The sequence below is a fragment of the Vandammella animalimorsus genome (genome assembly GCF_002288875.1).
In the GTDB taxonomy this organism is placed as follows: Bacteria; Pseudomonadota; Gammaproteobacteria; order Burkholderiales; family Burkholderiaceae_C; genus Lampropedia; species Lampropedia animalimorsus.
Window position 1 is genome coordinate 318,062 of record NZ_NTBH01000002.1, and the last position, 23,738, is coordinate 341,799.

General features: G+C 64.2%; 16 protein-coding genes. 11 read left to right on the forward strand and 5 right to left on the reverse strand.

Features of this window, described 5'->3' with window-relative positions; translation table 11 throughout:
• Nucleotides 1-82 precede the first annotated feature (82 nt).
• The 8 genes from CLI93_RS05450 to CLI93_RS05485 all read left to right on the forward strand — a co-directional run bounded on the left by CLI93_RS05450 (nt 83) and on the right by CLI93_RS05485 (nt 10,373).
• Nucleotides 83-2,614 carry an AI-2E family transporter gene (locus CLI93_RS05450; RefSeq protein WP_095542647.1) on the forward strand — a complete coding sequence of 844 codons (2,532 nt, stop codon included), beginning with the start codon at nt 83-85 and terminating at the stop codon, nt 2,612-2,614.
• A 263-nt stretch (nt 2,615-2,877) separates the two neighbouring features.
• Nucleotides 2,878-3,837 (forward strand): transaldolase, encoded by a 960-nt coding sequence (gene tal / locus CLI93_RS05455; RefSeq protein WP_095542646.1) that lies wholly within the window; start codon nt 2,878-2,880, stop codon nt 3,835-3,837.
• A 78-nt stretch (nt 3,838-3,915) separates the two neighbouring features.
• Nucleotides 3,916-5,541, forward strand: coding sequence for a glucose-6-phosphate isomerase (gene pgi / locus CLI93_RS05460; protein WP_095542693.1), 1,626 nt, complete (start codon nt 3,916-3,918; stop codon nt 5,539-5,541).
• A 285-nt stretch (nt 5,542-5,826) separates the two neighbouring features.
• Nucleotides 5,827-6,861 (forward strand): KpsF/GutQ family sugar-phosphate isomerase, encoded by a 1,035-nt coding sequence (locus CLI93_RS05465; protein ID WP_095995720.1) that lies wholly within the window; start codon nt 5,827-5,829, stop codon nt 6,859-6,861.
• A 50-nt stretch (nt 6,862-6,911) separates the two neighbouring features.
• A complete protein-coding gene (locus CLI93_RS05470; RefSeq protein ID WP_095995721.1) occupies nt 6,912-7,475 on the forward strand; it encodes a KdsC family phosphatase in 564 nt (187 codons plus the stop codon).
• A 35-nt stretch (nt 7,476-7,510) separates the two neighbouring features.
• Nucleotides 7,511-8,161 (forward strand): LPS export ABC transporter periplasmic protein LptC, encoded by a 651-nt coding sequence (gene lptC / locus CLI93_RS05475; protein WP_095542644.1) that lies wholly within the window; start codon nt 7,511-7,513, stop codon nt 8,159-8,161.
• Between the two features lie 82 nt (nt 8,162-8,243).
• Entirely contained in the window at nt 8,244-9,071 is an 828-nt protein-coding gene (locus CLI93_RS05480) for an SDR family oxidoreductase (RefSeq protein ID WP_095995722.1), read from the forward strand.
• 63 nt (nt 9,072-9,134) lie between these two features.
• Nucleotides 9,135-10,373, forward strand: coding sequence for an NAD(P)/FAD-dependent oxidoreductase (locus CLI93_RS05485; protein WP_420823111.1), 1,239 nt, complete (start codon nt 9,135-9,137; stop codon nt 10,371-10,373).
• 216 nt (nt 10,374-10,589) lie between these two features.
• Here the strand turns inward: CLI93_RS05485 and CLI93_RS05490 are convergent, their stop codons facing one another.
• A complete protein-coding gene (locus CLI93_RS05490) occupies nt 10,590-12,137 on the reverse strand; it encodes an aminotransferase class III-fold pyridoxal phosphate-dependent enzyme (RefSeq protein ID WP_095995724.1) in 1,548 nt (515 codons plus the stop codon).
• 386 nt (nt 12,138-12,523) lie between these two features.
• Between CLI93_RS05490 and CLI93_RS05495 the strand changes: the two genes are divergently transcribed.
• Complete coding sequence (locus tag CLI93_RS05495) at nt 12,524-12,949, forward strand: Lrp/AsnC family transcriptional regulator (RefSeq protein WP_095542640.1); 426 nt, start codon at nt 12,524-12,526, stop codon at nt 12,947-12,949.
• Nucleotides 12,950-13,071: 122 nt separating this feature from the next.
• Here CLI93_RS05495 and CLI93_RS05500 read toward each other — a convergent pair whose 3' ends face one another.
• The 3 genes from CLI93_RS05500 to CLI93_RS05510 form a co-directional block, all read right to left on the reverse strand.
• Entirely contained in the window at nt 13,072-13,398 is a 327-nt protein-coding gene (locus CLI93_RS05500; protein ID WP_095540284.1) for a BON domain-containing protein, read from the reverse strand.
• A gap of 73 nt (nt 13,399-13,471) precedes the next feature.
• Nucleotides 13,472-13,936 (reverse strand): hypothetical protein, encoded by a 465-nt coding sequence (locus tag CLI93_RS05505; RefSeq protein ID WP_095549551.1) that lies wholly within the window; start codon nt 13,934-13,936, stop codon nt 13,472-13,474.
• Nucleotides 13,937-14,073: 137 nt separating this feature from the next.
• Nucleotides 14,074-14,235, reverse strand: coding sequence for a DUF1328 domain-containing protein (locus CLI93_RS05510; protein WP_095542638.1), 162 nt, complete (start codon nt 14,233-14,235; stop codon nt 14,074-14,076).
• Nucleotides 14,236-15,034: 799 nt separating this feature from the next.
• On the opposite strand from CLI93_RS05510, the gene CLI93_RS05520 reads away from it, so the two are divergent.
• Nucleotides 15,035-15,538 (forward strand): YqaA family protein, encoded by a 504-nt coding sequence (locus CLI93_RS05520; RefSeq protein ID WP_095542636.1) that lies wholly within the window; start codon nt 15,035-15,037, stop codon nt 15,536-15,538.
• A gap of 280 nt (nt 15,539-15,818) precedes the next feature.
• Here CLI93_RS05520 and CLI93_RS05525 read toward each other — a convergent pair whose 3' ends face one another.
• Nucleotides 15,819-16,454, reverse strand: a complete 636-nt coding sequence (locus CLI93_RS05525; protein WP_095542635.1) for a superoxide dismutase — start codon at nt 16,452-16,454, stop codon at nt 15,819-15,821.
• A gap of 529 nt (nt 16,455-16,983) precedes the next feature.
• On the opposite strand from CLI93_RS05525, the gene CLI93_RS05530 reads away from it, so the two are divergent.
• A complete protein-coding gene (locus CLI93_RS05530) occupies nt 16,984-23,664 on the forward strand; it encodes a CARDB domain-containing protein (protein WP_095542634.1) in 6,681 nt (2,226 codons plus the stop codon).
• The last annotated feature ends 74 nt before the right edge of the window (nt 23,665-23,738 follow it).

Below are 23,738 nucleotides of genomic sequence, written 5' to 3' on the forward strand. Positions count from 1 at the left end.
CAGCCGTGGCGGCCCATGCCAGGGCGCTTGCCGAGAATCGGGGCCGTTGCGGCGCTGTGCCCTGCATCTATCCCATTTGCCCATGTCTGAAAAGCCTGTTTCTTCCCCCGCAGCCGCGCCCAGCGCCCAGCCGCACCGACCCGCTGAAGTGTTGCGGCATGGTGATGTGCCCGAGCAAGCCGCGCTGGCGCAGCTGACCGCCTTGGTGCCGGGCCTGCGCGCTGCCACGGTGCTGGTGATTGGCGCGGCCGTCATCTGTGCGCTGTATTTCGGGCGTGAATTGCTGATTCCGTTGGCTTTGGCGATCCTGCTGGGTTTTTTGCTTGATCCGTTGGTGCGCAGGCTCAAGCGCTGGGGCCTGCCCCGCATGGTGGCCATCGTGCTGGTGGTGGCCGTGGTGCTCGGCGGCCTGGGTGGCCTGGGCGCATACCTTGGACAGCAACTGGCGGCGCTGGGTGAGAGCCTGCCCCGTTACCAGGCCACGATGAGCGAAAAGCTGCGCGGGCTGAGCGCCTCTGTGGAGGGGGCGGGCATGTTCGATGGGCTTACGCGCGCCCTGCAGGATTTGCAGCGCGACATCGCAGGTCAGTCGGCCGAGCCTGCGCCCGGACAGCCGCAAGGCGCGGCGCAGGCAGAGCCCGAGCAGTCCGTGCAGCAAGTGCAGGTGGTGCCTGCGCCTCCCACGAACGTGCAGCTGGCCCAGACTTGGCTGCTGCGCATCAGCGAGCCGCTGCTCATGGCCGGTATCGTGATTCTGTTCGTGGTGCTGATTCTGCTGGATCGTGATGCGCTGCGCGATCGCTTGCTGCGCCTGATGGGCGGCAACCTCAACATGGCCACGGAGGCGCTGGACGACGCTTCGCAGCGCATCGGCAAATACCTGCGCATGCAGCTCATCGTCAACATCACCTACGGCGTGCCGCTGGCGGTCGGGCTGTGGCTGATCGGCGTGCCTGGGGCGTTGCTGTGGGGCGTGGTCGCGGCGCTGATGCGATATGTGCCCTATGCAGGCCCGGCCTTGGCGGCCATTTTCCCTGTGGCGCTGGCCTTCGCCGTCGAGCCAGGCTGGAGCATGCTGATCTGGACGGTAGCGCTGATCCTGGCGCTGGAGCTGATCAGCAACAACATCGTCGAGCCCTGGCTGTACGGTGAAAGCACCGGCCTGTCCACGCTGGCCATCATCGTCTCGGCCACATTCTGGACGGCGCTGTGGGGGCCGATCGGACTGATCCTGGCCACGCCGCTGTCGGTCTGCCTGCTGGTGTTGGGGCGCACCATCCCTGCGCTGCACTTTCTGGAAGTGCTGCTGGGCAGCGAGCCGGTGCTGACGCCTGCGCAACGCCTGTACCAGCGCCTGCTGGTCGAAGACGTGGAGACTGCGCTGGAAATTTCGCAACAGACCATCGAAGACAGCATGCCGCGCTCTGCAGACGACGAGCAGGATCTGCCCCTGGCGCTGGTGCAGTACTACGACTCCGTGCTGCTGCCGTCTCTGCGCCTGTCCAGTCACCTGCACAGCAGCATGGCTACGGCCGAGCAGCGTTTTCGCTTCGACAACGGCATGGATGGTCTGCTCGATGAGCTGGCCGATGAATACCCGCCGCCGGCGCACACCCTGGCGCCTGAAGGCGAGGTGGCCGCTGTGCACTGTCTGGGCTCGCGCTGGGAAGTGGACGCCATGGCCGCTGCAGCCCTGGCGCATGGCCTGCGGCTGTATGGCCACACTGCCAGCGTCAGCACCCACGCGCTGGGCGCGCGCGTCGATCTGGCCAGCCTGCCCCAGCTGGACACCTGCCAGGTGCTGTGTCTGGTGGCCTTCAGCCCGCAGCCACAGGCGCAGATTCGCCACATCAGCCGCCGCATCCGCCGACGCTGGCCACATGTGCGCATCATTGCCTGCGTCTTCAACGCCCCAGGCTTGGAGCTGACATCGCAGATGGCGCAGCGCCTCTCGGCCGATGAGTTGGTCAACCGCATGCACGAGGTGGTGCTGAGCGTGAACAGCCAGTTTGCCGATGGCGCGGCGCTGGAGTACATCCCGGCGGCCATCCCCGAGGACGAAACGCGGCGCCTGCGCGCTCTGCAGCAAAGCGACATGCTGGCCGAAGACAAGCTGGCGCTGTACCGCGACACGGTGCGCCGAGCCACCAATGCCTTTGCCGTCAAGCATGCGCAAATCTCACTGGTGGGCGAGGACTGGGTGCATACCCCTGGCAGCACCCTGGCCGAGGTGGACGCGGACCCGGCCAGCACCGGCCTGCCGCGCGCGCAGTCGGTATGCTCCTACGTCACACGCAACGGCCAGCCCCTGGTGGTGGAGGACGTGCAGCACGACCCGCGCTTTGCCCGCAATCCGGCATTGAACGAGCAGGGCATTCGCTTTTATGCTGGCGTGCCCCTGCGGGCGCGGCGCGGCGAGGTCATCGGCACGTTGTGCCTGATGGACGATGAGCCGCACGACGAAGAAGATGTGGACTTGCAACTGCTGGAGTTGATGGCCAGCGAGCTCATGGGCGAACTGCGCAAGCTGGCGCGCCGCAAGCCCGATGCCCAGCCAGAGCCTGAGACCCCGCCGGAGGATGGGTTGGACGCGCCAGCGACGCAAGCCCTTTGAGAGCCTGTTCAAAATCTCGGCGCGAGTGGACAAGAAGTGGTTTGGGGTGGACTGCAAGGCGCAAAACGCAGCCATAGCTGGGCTATGGCGAGGCTTTGCAACGCGGCAGAGCGCCCAAATCCGCTCTCTTGACCGCCGTGCAAAGATTTTGAACAGGCTCTGAGAGCCTGCCCACCATCGCTGGGGATAACGCTTGCTCTCAGCAGGGCCGCGCCTTGCGGCAATGCCGCTACACTCGCCCTTTTGCCTGCAGCATCCTGCCCATGTCCACCCAACTCGAAGCCCTCAAGCGCTGTACCACTGTGGTCGCCGATACGGGCGACTTCCACCAAATTCAGGCCTACCAGCCGCAAGACGCCACCACCAACCCATCGCTGATTCTCAAGGCCGTGCAAAAGCCCGAGTACGCCGATCTGGTGGCCCAGACGCTGTCACAAAGCCAGGGGTTGGATCTGGCCGAACGCATGGATCGCCTGATCGTGCGCTTTGGCACGGAAATCCTGCAGCAGGTACCCGGCCGCGTCTCCACCGAGGTCGATGCGCGCCTGAGTTTTGACGCCAACGCCACGCTCACGCGCGCCGAGCGCATCATCGAGCTGTACCGCGCCGCCGGCGTCGATACGGCGCGCGTGCTCATCAAGATCGCCGCCACTTGGGAAGGCATCCAGGCCGCACGCGTGCTGGAGCAGCGCGGCATCGCCACCAACCTGACGCTGCTGTTTTCCTTCGCCCAGGCCGTGGCCTGCGCCCAGGCCAAGGTACAGCTGATCTCCCCATTCGTGGGGCGCATCTACGACTGGTACAAGAAGCAGGCCGGCAGCGCCTGGGACGAAGCCGCCCACGCTGGCGCAAACGACCCCGGCGTGCAATCGGTGCGTCGCATCTTTGATTACTACAAGCACTTTGACATCGACACCGAGATCATGGGCGCGAGCTTTCGCAACACCGGCCAGATCCTGGCACTGGCCGGCTGTGATCTGCTGACCATCAGCCCCGAGCTGCTGGCGCAGCTGGCCGCCACGCCGACCGAGCCGGGCGGCCTGGTGCCTCAGCTCGATGCGCAGCGCGCCAAGCAGCAGCCGCAGCAGTTCGTGCGCTACGACGAGGCGCAGTTCCGCTACGCGCTCAACGAGGACGCGATGGCCACCGAGAAGCTGGCCGAGGGCATTCGCGCATTTGCCGCCGATGCCGTGCGGCTGGAGCAGATCATGCAAAACGCATGAGCGGTTCGCTGATGGATACAACAGCCTTGTATTCCTCCTGCAACGGCTTACGACACAGCCCGCATGGGCGCTGATTGCATGCTTGATCCGCTGTCCTCGCCCAACACGCCTCGCTGCGACACAGTGCCCGCATGGCAGGCGCTGCAGCAGCACTTTGCGCAACAGGCGCGACATTTTGATGTGCGCCAGGCCCTGCAGCAGGAGCCTGGGCGCTTTGCGCGCATGGCGCTGCAGGCGCCTGGCGTGCAGGCCGATCTCTCGCGAAATCTGCTCGATGCTCAGACCCAGGCGCTGCTGGTGGCGCTGGCGCAGCAGTGCCGGCTGGAAGAGTCGATCGAGGCGCTGTTTGGCGGCGCGGCGCTCAACACCACCGAGCAGCGCGCGGCTTGGCATGTGCTGCTGCGCTGCCCGGCCGACTACCCGGCAGAGCATCCCGCCATGGCCCAGGCCCTGGCACAGATGCGCGCTTGCCAGCAGGCGTTTCTGGACTTTGCCCAGCAGGTGCGCGCCGACGAGCGCATCACCGACATCGTCAACATTGGCATTGGCGGCTCAGACCTGGGGCCGGCCGTGGTCGTGCAGGCATTGCAGGCTTACCAGATGCCGGGCAAGCGCATCCATTTCGTCTCGAACATGGACGGCGATGACCTGGGCTGGACGCTGCGCGGACTCGATCCCGCGCGCACGCTGTTTTTGCTGGCCTCCAAATCGTTTGGCACGGCCGAGACCATCGTCAATGCGCATGTGGCGCGCGATTGGCTGCTGTCCGGCCATGGCTTGGCACCGGCAGTGCAGGGCAGCCCGGCTTCGTGGGATGCCTTGACCGAGCCGCAGCGGCAGCTGGTGGCGCGGCACTTCGTGGCCATGACCAGCAATGCCCAGGCTGCTGCAGCCTTTGGCGTGCAAACCCTGTTCCCCTTTGCCGATTGGGTTGGCGGGCGCTTTTCGCTGTGGTCCAGCATCGGCCTGTCGGTGGCCATTGCCATCGGCGCTGGGCATTTCCATGCCTTGCTGGCTGGTGCGCATGCCATGGACCAGCACTTTCGCCACACGCCTTTGGAGGCCAACCTGCCTGTGCAGTTGGCCCTGCTGGACATTTGGTACGGCAACTTCCATGGCTTTGCCAGCCGCTGCATTGCGCCCTACAGCCATGGCCTGCGCCGCTTGCCGGCGTATCTGCAGCAGCTGGAAATGGAGAGCAATGGCAAGGGCTGCGACTGGGCCGGTCAGCCGCTGCCACTGAGCACGGCGCCCGTGGTCTGGGGCGAGGCGGGCACCAATTGTCAGCATGCATTTTTCCAGCTGATCCACCAGGGTCGCCAGATCGTGCCGGTGGAGTTCATCGTGCTGCGGGAAAAAGGCCTGGGCAGCCTGGCCCAGCACCGTGCGCTGCAGGCCAATGCGCTGGCCCAGGCCCAGGCGCTGACCGTGGGCAAGCACGACGGCCCGGCGCATGGCCACTGCCCTGGCAACCGACCCAGCACCATGCTGGTGCTGCAGCGGCTTGACCCCTTCTCCGTCGGGGCGCTGATTGCGCTGTACGAACATCGCACCTTCGCCGCTGGTCGCCTGTGGGGCATCAACAGTTTTGACCAATGGGGGGTGGAGCTGGGCAAGGGCTTGGCCAAGCAAATTCTGGCCAGCCAGGAGTCCGGCGGCAGCGAGGCCGCCGAGGCGGACGGCGTGCTGGCCTGGCTGCGATGAGCTTGGGGATCAGAAGCCTCAGCGCCGCGTTTGCCGTAGGCTTGCCGGCCCGTGCGCTTGCCCTTGCCCCGATCGCCCTGGGGATGACTGCCCAAATTGCAGCGCCGGGCGCATCTGCGGAGCCAGGGGGCTGCTTCCATTACAAACCCTCGCGATACCGCCTGGTATTGCATTGGTTTGCGCTTCGGCTTGCGCTTGGCAGCCCATCCTGAATCACCGGGCACGCTTTTCCGCTGGATTTGTGCAGACCTTTTCTTGCCTATTTTGAAATTCCCTGTCGTGACCATGACCCTGCCTGAACCCGACCGTGCCGCCGCGCCTCAGCCTTTCGATGCCCAGCGCGCCCTGCACATGGGGCGTCAGGCGATACAGATTGAGATCGAGCAACTGCAGGCCCTGCATTCCCGCTTGGGCCAGGCCTTTGCGCAGGCTGTGCAGATGATTTTGCAAAGCCCGGCGCGGGTGGTTGTCACTGGCATGGGCAAAAGCGGCCACGTGGGCCGCAAGATTGCCGCCACACTGGCCTCCACCGGCACGCCAGCCTTCTTCCTGCATCCGGCCGAGGCCAGCCACGGCGATCTGGGCATGGTGACGGCCGCCGATGTGGTGCTGGCCCTGTCCAACAGCGGCGAGAGCGAGGAGCTGGTCAACATCTTGCCTGTCATTCGTCGCTTGGGCGCACACATCATTGCCATGACTGGCCGCCCGCAATCGGCCCTGGGCCGGCATGCCGACGTGGTACTGGATACCCAGGTGGCGCAAGAGGCCGATCCGCTCAACCTCGCGCCCACGGCCAGCACCACCGTGCAGCTGGCCCTGGGCGATGCGCTGGCTGTGGCCGTGCTTGACGCGCGCGGCTTTCGCGCCGAGGACTTCGCCCGCTCGCACCCGGGCGGCGCGCTGGGGCGGCGTCTGCTCACGCGTGTGCGCGACGTCATGCGCAGCGGCGGCGCCGTACCGCGCGTTGGCGCGCAGGCCGGCTTTGCCGAGCTGGTGCACGAAATTTCCGCCAAGGGCCTGGGCATGACCGCCGTCATTGCCGATGGCAGTGACGGCCAGGCCGCGCCGGGCCAGGTGCTGGGCATTTACACCGATGGCGACCTGCGCCGCCACATCGAGGCCGGGTTGGACTTGCGCGCCAGCACCGCCGCTGAGCTGATGCACGCGCGGCCGCGCAGCATCGGCCCCCAGGCCCTGGCTGCCCAGGCGGCGCAGATGATGGAGGAACACCGCATCACCAGCTTGCTGGTGGTGGACGAGGCCGGCATGCTCATCGGCGCCCTGCACGTGGGCGACCTGATGCGCGCCAAGGTCATTTGAGATTGCCCGTCTGCGCCTTGGGCGCAGACCTTGTTGTGGATGGAGCTGCCATGCCTGCGATTGCCATTGCACCGCGTTTTGCGCACCACCTGCTGGTGCAGGCCGAGCCGGTGCGCCTGCTGTTTCTCGACGTCGATGGCGTGCTCACCGACGGCGGGCTTTACTACGGCCCTGAGGGTGAGCAACTCAAGCGCTTTCACACTCTGGACGGTCACGGCATCAAGCTGCTGGCCCAGGCGGGCATCGAGGTGGCCGTCATCACCGGCCGCGACAGCGCCGCGCTGCGCCTGCGGTTGCAAGCGTTGGGGGTGCAGCATGCGATGTACGGCACGGAGCACAAGCTGCCCGCGGCCGAGCAGCTGCTGCACAGTTTGGGCCTGGGCTGGGCGCAGGTGGCGGCCATGGGCGATGATTGGCCCGATCTGCCCGTGCTCAGCCGCTGCGCCCTGGCCTGCGCGCCCCCTGGCGCGCATGAAGAGGTCAAGGCCTTGGCCCACTACACTACCCAGGCGGCGGGCGGGCAGGGCGCAGTGCGTGAGCTGTGCGACCTGCTGCTGACGGCCGGCGGCCACTATGGCGCGCTGCTGCAGCAGGCCATGGGCAACCCGGCCTGAGCAGGGCCGCCGCAACGCAGCGAGGACACCGCGCCATGCCCCAGCAAAACCAACACAAGGCCAAACGCAGCCTGCGCTACCGGCTGGACAAGCTTTCCATCTACAGCCCCATGCTGGCCATGGGCCTGCTGGCCCTGGGCAGCTACTGGCTGGTGCGCAATGCGCCGCAGCCCGAAGTGTTCGAGGCCGTAGAGCTGCCGCAGGACGAGCCGGACTACCAAATGCGCGACTTCGTCGTGCGCAACTACACACCCGATGGGCAGCTGACGCTGGAGCTCTTCGGCCAGCAGGGGCGCCATTACCCCAATGACGACACATTGCAGGTCGATGCAATGCGCCTGCGGGCTGTGACCGAATCGGGCGATATCGTCACAGCCACCGCCGATACCGGCACCAGCACCCACACGCGCGATCAGCAGCAGCTGCATGTGCGCTTGCAGGGCAACGCCGTAGTCGTGCAGCATGCCAGCGCTGGTAGCCCTCGCATGGAGTTCCGTGGCGAGGAGCTGCAGCTCTGGCCCGACGCGCAGCGCGTGCGCAGTACGCAGCCGGTGCTGTTGTTGCGCGGCCAGGACCGCCTCAGCGGCGAGCGCCTGGACTACGACAGAAAGCAGCGCATTACCGAACTGCAAGGCCGCGTGCGCGGCGTGCTGCAGCCCGAAACGGCGGCGCGGGCGCGGCCCTGAGAGCGATCTGGGTTCGGCACAGAGATCGCGCGCAGGTTCTGTCGCTACCTCCACCACCACCGCATTGGCAGGAATCTTGCTCATGACATATGCCCAATCCCCTTCAACTGCCAGCAAAGCCGTGGCCACACAGCCGGCGCGACTGGTCTTCATCACTGGCGCTTCCAGCGGCCTGGGCCAGGCCCTGGCCGAGCACTATGCGCGCCGAGGCTGGCGGCTGGCCCTGGTGGCGCGGCGGCTGGAGCTGATGCAGCAGTGGCGCGCGCGCCTGCAACTGCCCGAGGCCGACTGCGCGCTGTATGCGGCCGATGTGTCCGAGCCCGAGCAAATCCGCGCCGTCGCGCAGCAATGCCTGCAGCAGCAGGGCCTGCCCGATGTGGTCATTGCCAGCGCCGGCATCAGCCACGGCATCGACACCGCCGATTGGGACGACCTGGCGCACATGCAGGCCATCTGGGAGACCAACAACCGCGGCCTGGCCGCGACTTTCATCCCCTTTATCACGCCCATGTGCCAGCGCCGCAGCGGCACGCTGGTGGGCATTGCCAGCGTGGCTGGCGTGCGCGGCCTGCCTGGCCACGCCGGCTACAGCGCCAGCAAGGCCGGCGTGATCGCCTATTGCGAGAGCTTGCGCGGTGATCTGCGCGGCAGTGGCGTGCGCGTGGTGACCATCAGCCCGGGCTTTGTCGATACGGCCATGACGGCGGGAAATCCGTTTTCGATGCCGTTTCTGATGAGCGCGCCAGACTTTGCCGCCCGTGCCTATGAGGCGATTGAAAAGCAGCAAAGCTCGGTCGTCATCCCCTGGCAAATGGGCTGGGTGGCGCGCCTGTTGCGCCGCCTGCCCGATGCCGTCTTCGACTATGCTTTGGCCGGGCGAGGCCGCAAGCCGCGCAAGAAGCCGCAGTGATCGTTGCCTTGATTTGATGCAACAGCGGCGCACCGGCAAGGGCAGAACAACAAGGAGGTGCAAGTGGGCAACAGCGTCATCGTATTGGGCGCGGGCATGGTCGGGGTCTGCACCGCCGTGCAATTGGCGCGGCGCGGCGATGCGGTTGTGCTGCTCGACCGCCAGCGGCCTGGGCGCGAGACATCCTACGGCAATGCCGGCCTGGTCCAGCGCGAGGCGGTCGAGCCCTACGGCTTTCCGCAGGGCCTGCTGCCCATCGCCCGGGCTGCGCTGCAGCGGGGCATCGATGTGCGCTACGACTGGACGGCCCTGCCTGGCCTGGCAGGGCGGCTGGCGCAGTACTGGCGCAACTCCACGCCGCAGCGCTATGCCGCCATCGTGCGCGACTTTGGCCGCTTGATCGAACACGCGCTGGACGAACACGCCGCGCTGCTGGCTGAGGCCGGCGGCCAGGAGCTGGTGCAGCAAAGCGGCTGGATCAAAGCGATGCGCGACGAGCGGGCGCTGGCGCTGCTGCAGGCCTATGCCCGGCAGCTTGAGCGCGAATGGGGCGTGCAATCCACGCCGCTGGATCGCGCCGCGCTGCAGGCGTTGGAACCTGGGTTGCAAGGCGGTTTTGCTGGCGGGCTGCACTGGACACAGCCCTGGGCTGTGCGCGATCCAGGGGCGCTGGTGCAGCGCTATGCGCAGTATTTCGAGCGCCTGGGCGGGCGCATCCTGCAGGGCGACGCCGCCAGCCTGCAGCCGCAGGGCGCGGGCTGGGCTGTGCAGACGGCGCAAGGGCGCATCGATGCGCAGCAGGCCGTGATCGCGCTGGGCCCCTGGGCCGAGCCGCTGACGCGGCGGCTGGGGTATCGCCTGCCGCTGTTCATCAAGCGTGGCTACCACCGTCATTACCGCAGCCAGGCCTTGCAGCGCCCGGTGCTCGACGCCGACCACGGCTACATGCTGGTGCCAATGCAACAGGGCTTGCGCCTGACCACGGGGGCCGAGTTCGCGCGGCTCGACTCCCCGGCCACGCCGGTGCAGTTGTTCAAGGCCGAGCAGGTGGCGCGCAGCGTGGTGGCGCTGGGCGAGCCGGTGGAGGCCCAGCCCTGGATGGGCTCGCGCCCCTGCACGGTGGACATGAAGCCCATCGTCGGCGCTGCGCCGCGCCATCCGGGGCTGTGGTTCCACTTCGGCCATGCGCACCAGGGCTTTACGCTGGGCCCGGTCACGGCCCAACTGCTGGCGCAGTTGATGCACGGTGAAGCCCCGCTGGTCGATCCAGCACCTTACAGCCCGCATCGTTTTCGCGGTTGATGCCCGGCCCCCCTTTTTGGGGCTAGGGCTTGTTGAGATTGAGTGCTGCGGCGGTGTTTTCGATCGAGAAGCCGCAACTGCTGCGTTGAAAACGCTTGCAAGGTGTCCAGGCCTTACAAGCGTTTTTGCCTTGCATTTGCGACTTTTGCCTCGAAAAACCGCTGCGCAAACCCATTCTCAACGCCCCCTTGCGCTGTGGCGAGAGGCGGGGGGCGCTCAAGAAGTGGCGACAAGCCGACTTTGTAGCGTGGCATTGCTGCCGGCCCTGGTGTAGGGGCGCTCAGGAGCAATGCGCGGGCCCTCCTGCAAGGCGCGCTGCACCAGCTGCAGCAGCAGCTCAAGCTCCTGCGCATCCAGCCCGAAATGCGGCGTGAAGCGCAGGGCGTTTTCGCCGCCGTGGATCACGCCCAGGCCATGTTGGCGCAGCCACTGCTCAATGCTGCCCTGGCCGTAGCTTTTGAACTCTGGTGAAAGCTCGCAAGAGAACAGCAGGCCTGTGCCCTGAACCTGGACGATGGCCCCGCCCAGTTTGGCCTGCAGGGCTTGCAAGCGGGACACGGCTTCGATGCCTCGGCGGCGGATATTCTCGCGCAACGCTGGCGTCATGGCCTCCAGCACAGCGCAAGCCACATCCAGCGCGCGCGGGTTGGCCGTCATGGTGTTGCCGTACAGGCCACGCTGGTAAATGGCGGCGGCTCGCTTGCCTACGGCCAGCACCGACAGCGGGTACTGGCCGGCGTTCAGGGCCTTGGAGTAGGCTTCCATGTCGGGCGGGGCAATGCCTTCAAAGCCCGGGTAGTCGATCAGGGAGAGATAGCCCGTGGCGCGCAGCCCGGCCTGGATGGAATCCACCAGCAACAGCGCGCCGTGCGCTGCGGTCAGCGCGCGCGCCCGGTCGTAGAAGGCGCGCGGCACGGCTCGGCCGGGGTTGCCCTCTCCCATCACGGGCTCCATGAACATGGCCTCGATGAACCAGCCCTGGGCTTCGGCTTGGGCAAAGACGGCTTCGAGGGCAGCCACGTCGTAAGGCGCCACGGTCAGCACCGAGTCCTCGCCACGGTAGCTGGCCAGATGCTGGATATAGGCCTGGCGGCTGGAATCGGAATACAGCGCAGGCCGCTCGGTGCGGCCGTGGAAGGCGCCCTTGAGCACCAGGCGCTTGATGGCCTTGCCAGCATGGCGTGCGCCCGGGTCGGTCTGGTGCTTGGCGTTGATGTCGACGATGCGCGAAGCCAGTGACACGGCTTCGGAGCCGGAGTTCAGGCACATGAAGTGGCTGTAAGGGCAGGCCCCGGCGCGTTGGCCCACTTCGCGGCGCATGGCGCGCACAAAGCGCAATTGACTGAGGCTGGGCGTCATGATGTTGGCCATGACCTGGGGCCTGGCCATGGCGTCCAGCACGGCCTGCGGACTGTGGCCCAGGCCCAGCATGCCGTAGCCACCGCAATCCAGCAGCACAGCCCCCTTGAGCGTGACCAGCCAGGGCCCGCGCGCGGCAATGGCCACGTAGGGGTTGACAGCATCGCCTGCGTAGAAGTTGAGGAAGCCGGCCTGGATGCGGCGCAGCTGCTCGGCTTCGTCGAGCTGCAACAGCTCTGGAAACTCTGCCGCGATGTGGGCATAGGCAGATGCGGCTTCGGCGATGGCCTCGGCCAGCTCGGGATGGTTGGCGGCCATGCGCTCGATGCAGTCATCGGGTAGACCTATCGTACTGGCCAGGCCATGGGCGCGCAGCGGCGCCAGGGTGTGCAGCAGGGTCGTCATGGGCGTGCTCCTCGCAAAGTCGATGCTCTATGGATAGGGGCGGGAGCACGGACATAGCCACAGGCCGTGGCACTGTCTGGGCATTGGGCCGTGCAGCCGCCTGGCGTGCCGCCCCGCAAATAGCCGACCGTCCAACCGCGCCTTGCGCGCCAAGACTGCGCTGCCAATGCTGGCGCGATACCCCGGCCCGGCATCGCGCTGCCCCTTGCGCCTTGGCCTGAGGCGAAAGCCATCGGGCTGATGGGGGGCAGATGCCTGCGGGGGCTGCACGCTGGTTGACATTTTCCAGATCAAACCGTCGCTTTCAATCCATTGTTTCGACGAAAAATCAATGGATTTCGGCAAAATGACGTGGTTTTGATGGCAAAACGACTGGAGACAAGCCAATGGACGAGCAGGATCGGCAATTGCTCAACTTGCTGCGCGAGAACGCGCGCGCCTCGATCGCTGAGCTGGCGCGGCGCTTGAAGCTGCCGCGCACCACGGTACAAAGCCGCATGCAGCGCCTGCAGCGCGAGGGCGTGATTGCCGGCTATACCGTGCGTGTCAGCGACGAGAGCGAGCGCGGCCATATCCGTGCGCACATCATGGTCCAGCTGGCCCCACGGCAGATGCCCACTGTGGCCAGGGCCTTGCATGGTCTGCCAGAAGTGCGGGCGCTGTACTCAGTCAGTGGAGCCTCGGACCTGATCGCGTTGGCCGTGGCGCCCACGGTACAGGCCATGGACGAGCTGACCGACCGCATTGGCATGCTCGATGGCGTGGAGCGCACGACCACGGCCATCATCCTCTCCACGAAATTCGAACGTTGAATGCCGCTGGGCGGAGGGCATAAAAAAGCCTGGCACAAAGGCCGGGCTGTGAAGCAATTGCAATGCCTGTGGGCAGAGGCCGCGCGGTAGACGCACCGCATCTGCCAACCAAGCAAGCACTATTACGGGCGCACGACAATCATGTTTTTGACGTTTTTCACGTGCTTGACGCCAGCGGCGATCTGGCCAGCCTGGTCTTTTTCGTGCTGCGACTTGGCAAAGCCCGACAGTTGCACCTCGCCGTTGAGGGTTTCAACGCTGATAGCTACGGCAGAAGTGGTGGGATCCTCAGCCAGCTTGGCCTTGACGGCTGTGGTGATGCCTGCATCGTCGATGTAAGCGCCAACGGTTTGCTGGTCGCGGGCCACGGCGCAGCCGGTGGCTGTGACGGCGGCAATGCCCAGTGCTGCAGCCAGTGCCAGGGCTTGAGTCAGTCGTGTAGCGGTCATGGGGTTCTCTCCTCTATTGTGTGGAAGTAAAGCGGGGATGCACGGCAAACCCCGCGTGGTTGTGATCGCGGATTCAGCGGCCGCGACGACCGGTCAGCAGCAAAGTCAGGATGGCGCCCGTGGCGGCTGCCATGAGCAGCGACTTGCCTGGCTTCTCAACCACATAGCGGTTGGTGGCTTCGCTGAGTTCTTGCACGCGTTGACGTGCGCGCTCGCTGGTATCGGCGACCAGGTTGATGCTTTGCGTGGCCACGTCCAGTGCCTTGTGTGCCAGAGCGTCAATGGCAGGGTCGGAGCGTTGATGCAGGCTGCGCACGGAGTGCTCGGCCTTCTCCAGACCAGAATCGATGGCCTTGCGAGCTTGATTGAGACCACGCTCAACGCCATCCAGGGCCTTGTCGGTCAGATCCTGCGCGGTATCTGCGGCCTTATCAACGCCTTTTTCAATTGCCTGCACGCTTTGTGAAGCTGCTTTGCGCACCGTTGCCTCTGCCTCGACGGCCGCATTTTGCACGGGAGTTTTTCCTTGTGTGTTCATTGAAAATCCTTTTCTGATTGTGATAATTTTGCGCAAAGCTGCGTGTGTTTGGAGATGTGCAAAGGGTCGCTTTTCGAAAATGCGATTCAATCGTAATCCGGTCGATTGCACATATCCGCTCTATAGGATGTGTTGATTTATTTTCGGATGGCATTCAGAACGAATGTCACAATAGCGAAAATAATGAATACGAAGAACAGAATCTTCGCGATCTCTGAAGCGCCTGTAGCAATGCTGGTGAAGCCAAAGAGTGCGGCAACGAGTGCGATGACGAAGAAGATCACTGCATAGCGAAGCATAGGAAGTCCTTTCTTTTTCTGTCAAAAACGAAAACACATTGTATGGAAAATAGAAAATCTGAGGTAAAAATATGTTTTTTAGAAATGGTGTAAATGGATGGTCGTTGAATTCAGCCACGATACGGCACAGCAAATTTTGCGGTATGCTCCATGGTGTGGCATCTGGTATGTGACTGAAATGTAAAAGTACGAGGCCTGTCATTGAAGCGCCTGGCATGCGCCCAAAATTGGGGGCATGGTTTGTCAAAGGTGTTTGGCGATCAGCTGCGAGGATTGAGTGAGCAGGAGGTGAATGTGAATGGGTTGATGACAACAATTGCTAGCACTTTTTTACTTTTATTGGGCCTGATGTTGGGTGCTGCGCTGTTTTTCGTCCTCATGTTTGTGATGGCTGGCGCTTGGCTGGTCTTTAAGGTGCGCCAGCTTTGGGCCCGGTGGCTGGGGCGCGAGCCGAAAACCGTCTGGCAAGGGGCTCGCTTTGACCCGAGAAATGGCTTTCGGCGTGCTTATGCTGCAGCCCAGCGCCCGGGGTTGCGCCGTCGGTCGGGGGGGGTGCCAGGCCGCACACAGGCCGCGGATGTGACGGATGTCACGCCTCGCCCGCCTGCACAGTGAGCGCTTGTTCCAGGCTTCGGCGCGAGTGGGTAAATGCGTTCTGCAACTGCAGTGGGCTGCAGCGCCGCAGACCGCTCAAACCTGCGCATGGTGCGCTCAGTGCGGATGCTTTTGAGCCGGCTCTGAGGTTGAAGGCGTTGTCCCATTGCGGCCAGCGTGCCTGATCGAACGAACGCGTTTTTGCATGTGGCAATTCGAGTTGGATACGCTGCTGGGCTGGCTGGCGTTGCCTGAGTATGGCTTGTCCACGGTGTTCGCTGTGGCCTTGCTGTCGGCCACGTTGCTTCCTCTGGGGTCGGAGCCGGCGGTGTTTGGCCTGGTGCAGCTCAATCCAGCGTTGTTCTGGCCGGCTGTACTGGTGGCTACGCTGGGCAACACCTTGGGCGGCATGATCAGTTGGTGGATGGGCAGCGCAGCGCAGCGCGCTGTGCAGCGTAAGCGCCGACTGGATGGGCAGCCAACGCACGCCAGAGCCTTGCGTTGGCTGCAGCGCTTCGGTCCCAAAGCCTGTTTGCTGAGTTTTTTGCCAGTGGTCGGCGATCCGTTGTGCGCGGTGGCAGGCTGGCTGCGCTTGCCGCCAGCACAGTGCGCGATCTACATGGCGCTGGGTAAGTTGCTGCGCTATGTGGTGATGACGTGGCTGCTGTTGCAGGCTTCCCAGGCTGGCCAGAGTTGGCTGGGGGGCTGATAACCCGAGCAAAAATCTCTGCAGGGCCAAGCAAGTGCTTGAGGGGTGGGCAATGAAGGGTTGTTTCAAAGCCTTGCCGCCCAGCTCAAGCCGGCTTTTTTCGACTCCGGACTGTGAACCCAAGGTTTTGAACAGGCGCTCGATGGGCGGCAGTCTAGAGGGGGGTGCCCAATCGTCCAATCCCTTGAAGCGGACAGGCCTCGTCTGATTGGGCAATGAAAAAACCGCAGACCCGGTCAGGGACTGCGGTTTTTTGCTTGGTGCTACTGATCCCTGGGGCTCAGGATGCCATGGCCTCTTCGTAGCGGCGCGCCACTTCGGCCCAGTTCACGACGTTGAAAAACGCGCCAATGTAGTCAGGGCGGCGGTTTTGGTACTTCAGGTAATAGGCGTGCTCCCACACATCCAGGCCCAGGATGGGGGTATTGCCAGAGCCAATGCCGGCCATCAACGGGCTGTCTTGGTTGGCGCTGCTTTCCACCAGCAGCTTGCCGCTCTTGTCGCTCGACAGCCAGGCCCAGCCGCTGCCAAAGCGCGTTTGTGCGGCTTTGGTAAAGGCCTCTTTGAAGGCCTCGAAGCCGCCCAGATCCCGCTCGATGGCCTGCGCCAGCGCGCCGCTGGGTTGACCGCCGCCGCCTTGTCCGGCCGGTGCCATCACCGTCCAGAACAGGCTGTGATTGGCATGGCCCCCGCCATTGTTGCGCACGGCAGTGCGAATGCCTTCGGGCAGCTTGTCCAGTTGCTGGATCAGCGCTTCGGCGGCCTGGCCATCAAACTCTGTGCCCTTGACGGCAGTGGCCAGATTGTTGATGTAGGCTTGGTGGTGCTTGGTGTGGTGGATTTCCATGGTTTGCGCATCGATGTGCGGCTCCAGGGCATCGTAGGCGTAGGGCAGGGCGGGCAGTGTGTAGCTCATGTGTCGTCCTTTTGTGGTTGGTTGTGAATGGGCGATGAGGCCGATGGCGACCCGCATCTGCGCCGCAGCCAGTGGAGGTGGCTGCTGAAGACCGCAGGATTCTAGCGGGACAGAAAAAGCGTCGGCGCCGGTGGGGCTGTTGCTGCAGCTGGAGCGGTTCACGTTTGTTCAGGCAGAGACACTTGAAAGCCCCCGTTCGGATCAGGCTATGTATGAGTCTGTAGCAACCAAAGCCGTCTGATTGCAGGCTTTCTTTTTCTTGTAGCTAAAAGGAATCCGCACATCAAAGACTTGAAATAGTTCCCTTCTGCCCAGTTTGTTTTTGCAACCAGTTGTGCTTCCAGTAGCATATGCGACTTTATAAGGGAGAGTCGGGCGCTGCTGCCCGGCTCAGGAATGGGGCTGCGCAAGTTTGAGTGATGTGTTTTTATTGCATCTTTTTGCAATTGACTGTTGCGGTAGCTCATGTGCAAAGAGCGCAGCAGATGGCGGCCCCATTCATTTTTCACAGTCGAAAGGACTTTCTTTGATGACGAAGATCAACTCATCCAGGCCGGGCAGGCTGTGGCAGTTGAGTGCGACGGCTGCCGCCTTGTGGCTGGCCGTGGCGCTGCCGCAGGCGCATGCCGCAGTCAAGGAGCTGACTGTGGCCGTGGCGGCCGATGGCACCGCCGGCTGGGACCAGCCAGCTCAGGACAGCGTGCCAGGCTATGACTCGGGGCCGAGCAATGGCAGGGTACGCACCAATGATGAAGTGCATTACCAGGTGGCTGTCAGCACCGATCCGCAGCCCGACAGCAACGTCACGATCGTCAGTGTGCTGCCCGTTGGCGGCTTTGCCGAATGGCTGGCCTTGCCCAGCCAATGTACCGGGGCGGGTTCGGCCATCTCCCAGGACAAGCAGACGCTCACGTGTGTGTTGCCCAGCATTGCCGCTTCGACCACGGAGAACGTGATTCTGCGCGCCTTCGTGCGCGGCAGCGTCACCAAAAATGGCGATACCTTGCAGGCGCCCGCCACTACGCTGACCTCGGCGGCGGTGACGGCGCCTTTGCAGCCGGTCAGCAATGCCAATTCCATCGACATTACCGCTGCGCCGTTTTACGACGCAGTGGTGGAAATGAGCTATTCGGGCAACCCAAGGGCCTATGGTTTTTCTGTTAGCAACGGCCCGAACAACGAGGATGGCACATTCCATCGTCCTTTGATTGGCTTGCGCGCCGCTCACCCGGCCGGTTGGGGCCGCAAGGGCGTGGAGCGTCTGCAAGGCGACGTGACCATCAATGTGGACATTTCCGGCTATCCCGCAGGCACCCAGCTGGACAACTGGCACGTCGCTGGGGCTGGCGAGCACGGGGGCGCTTCGGGTAGTTTTATCAGCAGCGCCTGTGGTAGCCCTCTGAACGGCTGGCCCAGCCATGAGAACGGCAGTTCCATCAACCTGTACCAAAGGGTGGGGGATACCGGCGCAGCCTATAACGGCACGGAAACCTATGTTGTGCCCAATGGCGGCAGCTGCGCGGTGACGGCGGCGGGCAGCCAGCTGGCAGTCACCATCAGCGGGATGGACACCAATCTGCTGCGCCGCCCGACCTTGCTGCGCGGTGGCCTGGACATCAGCAACGATCCGGCCTGGTGGGTGAGCAACAAGGCCTTGGTGCTGTGGACGCCATTGACCTCTTATACGCCCGGTGTGTCGACTCCGCACAAGATCAAGCTGCTGAACTACCAAGGCGCTTCGGTCAGTGGCCAGCCGATTGCCGGTGTCAGCGCCGTGAGCAACAACACGGGCAATGATGAAGCCGCTTACGACATGGTGCGTCAGCCTGAGGGCACCATGAGCAAGATCTACACCCCGGATTCCCGCCCGGGCGCGCCTTACGGCACGTTCAGAGATCCGGGCCAGGACGGGGATCATCACGTCAACTACATGGCGGCAGGCCAGGTGGTGGCTTCGCGCCTGAGCATTGTCAACAAAGGCCCGGAGCCCTTGCGGGGGATTTCGGCCTGTGAAGTGATCGACCGCACGGCATTCGATCTCTCCATGGGCGCTGAGCGGGTGCCGGGCGCAGACTTTGAAGCGCAGATTCAGGGCGATGCAAGCCTGGTAACACGCATTCGTTATGGCAAACGCAAAAATGGCAGCCGTTATTTCGCCAGCACCGATTCGTCATCGGGCCCGCTGGACAATGGTGCGCCGGGAGACTCCGAGTATGGCGGAGGCGGTGGCCTTCCTAGCACGCTCCACCATTGCGCTGACAGCAACACCGATATCGAGTGGCACGACAACCTGGCGGCTGTGGGCGAGGATTTGGTTTATGTGCGCGCCGACATTGAGGCGTTGCCCCCTGGGCAGAGCGCCTATCTGTTTGTGCGCGGCCTGAAGCTGCGCAAAACTTGGGCGGCCGACATCGAAGTCAAGAGCGGTCGCGGGGCGGGCACCACACGCCAGGCGGGTCAGAACATTGCCGCAGGCAGTCTGATCCGCAACCGCGCCACAGCCCGGGCCGACAACTACAACTTTGAACGATACAACTACCGTGAGCACTTGGAGGTCGTGCCTTCGCTGACCTACTCGCGCGTGACCAAGACCGTCAAGGGCCACACCAATGTCAACGACCTGCCGGTGATTTCCGCTGGCGATCAGGTGCGCTATGTGCTGCAGCCGCGTTTCTCGACGCAAATGCCGCAGGTCGATGCGCCATATACGGTGACCGACATCCTTCCGCCTGGCCTGAGCTACGTGGCTGGCAGCGCCACGGTGGCTGGCACAGCGCGTGAGCCTGCGGTCCAGGCCGACACCCCGGCGGCTGGCTTTACCACGCTGACTTGGGATTTGGGCACGAAAAAGCCGTTCCTGGGGCAAGACAACAGCGACGGCGCCAAGCTCGAAACCATCGAGTTCGCCGCCCAAGTGGCAGTCACTGCCGCAGCCAACAGCACCTTGCGCAATTACGCCGCCGTCAGCGGTGGGGCCAATGACGACCAGGCCGATTGCAGCTTCAGCGCCGTGGCGCCGATCGGCTATGGCAACTGCCTCAAGGCCGCGCATACCGACATCCTGGTGCAAGTGCCAGCCCGGGTCAGCCTGAGCAAGACCTTGACTGGCGGCGCTGGCTCTATCCAACCGGGTCAGAACTTCCAGTACCGCATCGCCTACAGCTCTGACCTGCCAGTGGCGGCAGAAGATGTGCCCGATCTGATCGACATCCTGCCCTATGTAGGTGACGACCAGAGCGACCCTGCCCGCAGCTTCACGGGCCGCAGCCCAGCTACGGTGATGCAACCTGGCGCCTACCGTCTGACCCAAGTGGATGTGGCGCATGGCGAGGCGGTGTACTACACCAATCGCGCGCCTGGCGAAATCCACAACAATCCACGCGATCCCAGCAATGCCATCCCAGGCGGGGCCACCAAATGGTGCCTGAGCACGGAGTTTGGCACTGCAGGCTGCCCGAGCGACATTGGCGCGGCCACAGCCGTACGCATCAACCCGCCCGCTGGCATGACCATGGCCCATGGCCAGCAGTATCCGGTGATGCTGCACTTTGCGACCGACCCGGCCATTGCCCGGCAAGGCGACATTTACAACAACAGCGTGGGCGCCCATTCACCCGAGGCAGCGCCCAGCGGCCTGCAGTACATCTACGCATTGGCCAATGAAAGCGTGCGCATTCAGGGCGGCGTCAACAGCCTATCGGGCAAGGTGTACGTCGATCGCAACGACAACGGCCAGGTGGATGCGGGTGATGACGGCATCCAGAACAACAAACTGGTGCTGTACGCCTGCACGGTCGGCCCCAATGGCACGGTGGACAGCACCGACATGGGAACGACCCTGCCACCTGTTTGTGCGGGTGACGACATCCTGGTGACCTATCCGGAAACCCTCACCAATGCAGATGGCGACTACCAGTTCACCGGCCTGCAAAACGGTCTGTACAAAGTGGTGCAGCCCGATCAACCGGCTGGTTACTACGATGGCAAAACCACCCCTGGCACTGGCCCTGCCGCCGTGGGTGTTGCCACTGCACAAGGCACGACCCCCAGCGCCATCACAGGCATGCTGCTTGATGGCGGCGTGAGCGCCGTGAACTACAACTTTGGCGAGCTGCTGCCCACGATCGAGGCGCATGGCGACGACCTGGGCAGCTACAACGCGGCCACAGGGGGCACAACGCCTTCTGTGCTGGCCGACAATGGCAGCGGCACGGACAAGGCCGATGGCGCGGATGCCACGCTGACGAACGTGAGACTGGCGCAGGTGTCTGCGTCGAACCCGAGCGTGGCGCTGAACCCGGCCACGGGCCTGATTGAAGTGGCTGCGGGCGCGCCTGTGGGGGCGCACACGGTGGAGTACGAGATCTGCCTGGTGAGCCACCCGACGATCTGCGCAAAGGCAACGGAAACGGTGCATGTGGTGTCGATCGACGCTGTTGACGACAACATGGGCGAGCACAACTTCAGTGCAACGAACCCGGTTGTGACGCCAAGCGTGGTACTGGATAACGGCGCAGGCGTTGATACGGCCAACGGCCAGCCGGCCGTGATCGGCACGAACGTGACGCTGACGCCGGGCACGCCGTCGAACACGGCGTTGACGATGGATGCAAACACTGGCGTGATCACGGTGGCGGCAGGTACTGTGCCTGGTACGTACACCTACCCGTATACGATCTGCCTGCATCCTGCGACCAATCCTGCAACCTGTGCCAATGCCACCGCAACGGTGGTGATCAAAGGCGTGATTGCTGCAGTGAACGACAACATGGGTGAGCACAATTTCAGTGCGACGAACCCGATCGTGACGCCGAGCGTGGTGCTGGATAACGGCGCAGGGGTTGATACGGCCAACGGCCAGCCAGCAGTGATCGGCACAAACGTGACGCTGACGCCGGGCACGCCATCGAACACTGCGTTGACGATGGATGCAAACACTGGCGTGATCACGGTGGCTGCAGGCACTGCGCCTGGTACGTACACCTACCCGTACACGATCTGCCTGCATCCTGCGACCAATCCTGCAACCTGTGCCAATGCCACCGCAACGGTGGTGGTCAAAGATGCTGCGGACGTGCGCCTGACGAAGGTGGTGGACAAGGCCGATGCGTCTGTGGGAGACGAAGTGACGTTCACGATCACGGTGACCAACGACGGCCCGTCGGCAGCGCAAGCGGTGACGGTGAACGAGCAGCTGCCAAGCGGCTACACACTGGTGAGCGCCACGCCGAGTGCGGGCACCTACGCCGCCCCGACCTGGACGGTGGGCGACCTGGCCAATGGTGTGAATGCGACGCTGACTGTGAAGGCGACGGTGAATGCCACGGGCGACTATGCGAACACCGCGACGGTGAACAGCACGACGACCCCGGGCGATGACCCGAGCAACAACAGCGGTACGGCGACGGTGACGGCCAAGGCGAAGGCGGACGTGCGCCTGACGAAGGTGGTGGACAAAGCCGATGCGTCTGTGGGAGATGAAGTGACGTTCACGATCACGGTGACCAACGACGGCCCGTCGGCAGCGCAAGCGGTGACGGTGAACGAGCAGCTGCCAAGCGGCTACACCTTGGTGAGCGCCACGGCGAGCGAGGGTACCTACACTGCCCCGACGTGGACGGTGGGCGACCTGGCCAATGGTGCGAGCGCGACGCTGACGCTGAAGGCGACGGTGAACGCCACGGGCGACTACGCGAACACCGCGACGGTGAGCAGCACGACGACCCCGGGCGATGATCCGAGCAACAACAGCGGCACGGCGACGGTGACGGCCAAGGCAACGGTTAAGGCCGTGGACGACGACATGGGCACGATCCCCAGCACGGGCGGCAAGACGCCGTCGGTGGTGGCCGACAACAACGGCAATGGCGGCGACAAGGCCAATGGCCAGCCGGCAGTGATTGGCACGAACGTGACGCTCAAGCCGGGCACGCTGCCGAACCCGCCGGCCACGGGCGGTCTGGAAATGAATCCGGACGGCACCATCACGGTCAAGCCGGGCACGCCTGCGGGCACGTACGAATATCCGTACGAAATCTGCCTGCTGGCCCCGAACGACACGGTGTGCAGCCCTGCGAAAGCTACGGTGAAGGTCAACCCGACCATCCAGGCCGTGGACGACGACATGGGCACGATCCCCAGCACGGGCGGCAAGACGCCGTCGGTGGTGGCCGACAACAACGGCAATGGCGGCGACAAGGCCAATGGCCAGCCGGCAGTGATTGGCTCGAACGTGACGCTCAAGCCGGGCGCGCTGCCCAATCCGCCGGCCACGGGCGGTCTGGAAATGAATCCGGACGGCACCATCACGGTCAAGCCGGGCACGCCTGCGGGCACGTACGAATATCCGTACGAAATCTGCCTGCTGGCTCCGAACGACACGGTGTGCAGCCCTGCGAAAGCCACGGTGAAGGTCAACCCGACCATCCAGGCCGTGGACGACGACATGGGCACGATCCCCAGCACGGGCGGCAAGACGCCGTCGGTGGTGGCCGACAACAACGGCAATGGCGGCGACAAGGCCAATGGCCAGCCGGCAGTGATTGGCACGAACGTGACGCTCAAGCCGGGCACGCTGCCGAACCCGCCGGCCACGGGCGGTCTGGAAATGAATCCGGACGGCACCATCACGGTCAAGCCGGGCACGCCTGCGGGCACGTACGAATATCCGTACGAAATCTGCCTGCTGGCCCCGAACGACACGGTGTGCAGCCCTGCGAAAGCCACGGTGAAGGTCAATGATGTGCAGGTGGACCTGCAGGTGACCAAGTCGGTGGACAAACTCGCGCCGAACGTGGGTGAGACCGTGCGCTTCACGCTGGAGGTGAAGAACCTGGGGCCGGCCGATGCGACGGGCGTCAAGGTGGAGGATCGTCTGCCCTCGGGCTATGAGTTCGTGGCGGCGCAGAGCCCAGCCTACGATGCGGCAACGGGCGTGTGGACGCTGGGCAACCTGGCCAATGGCGCCAGCGCCTCGCTGTGGATTGATGCCAAGGTCAAGCCTTCGGGCGAGTACCGCAATACGGCCACGGTGGACAGCGATCAGAGCGATGTGGTGCAGAGCAACAACCGTTCGAGCGTGCAGCCCGCGCCAGTGGGCGCACCCAGCGCCAGCCCGGTGCCGGTGCCTGCCAATGCGCCCTGGGCTTTGCTGCTGATGATGCTGGCGGTGCTGGTGCTGGCCCGCCAGGGCCGGCTGGGCCGCCGTTGATTGGCGCCGGCGATGAGAGCTTATTGCCAAATCCCTTGCGTTTAGCGTTACCACTCCTGGGTTAAGAGCGCAGC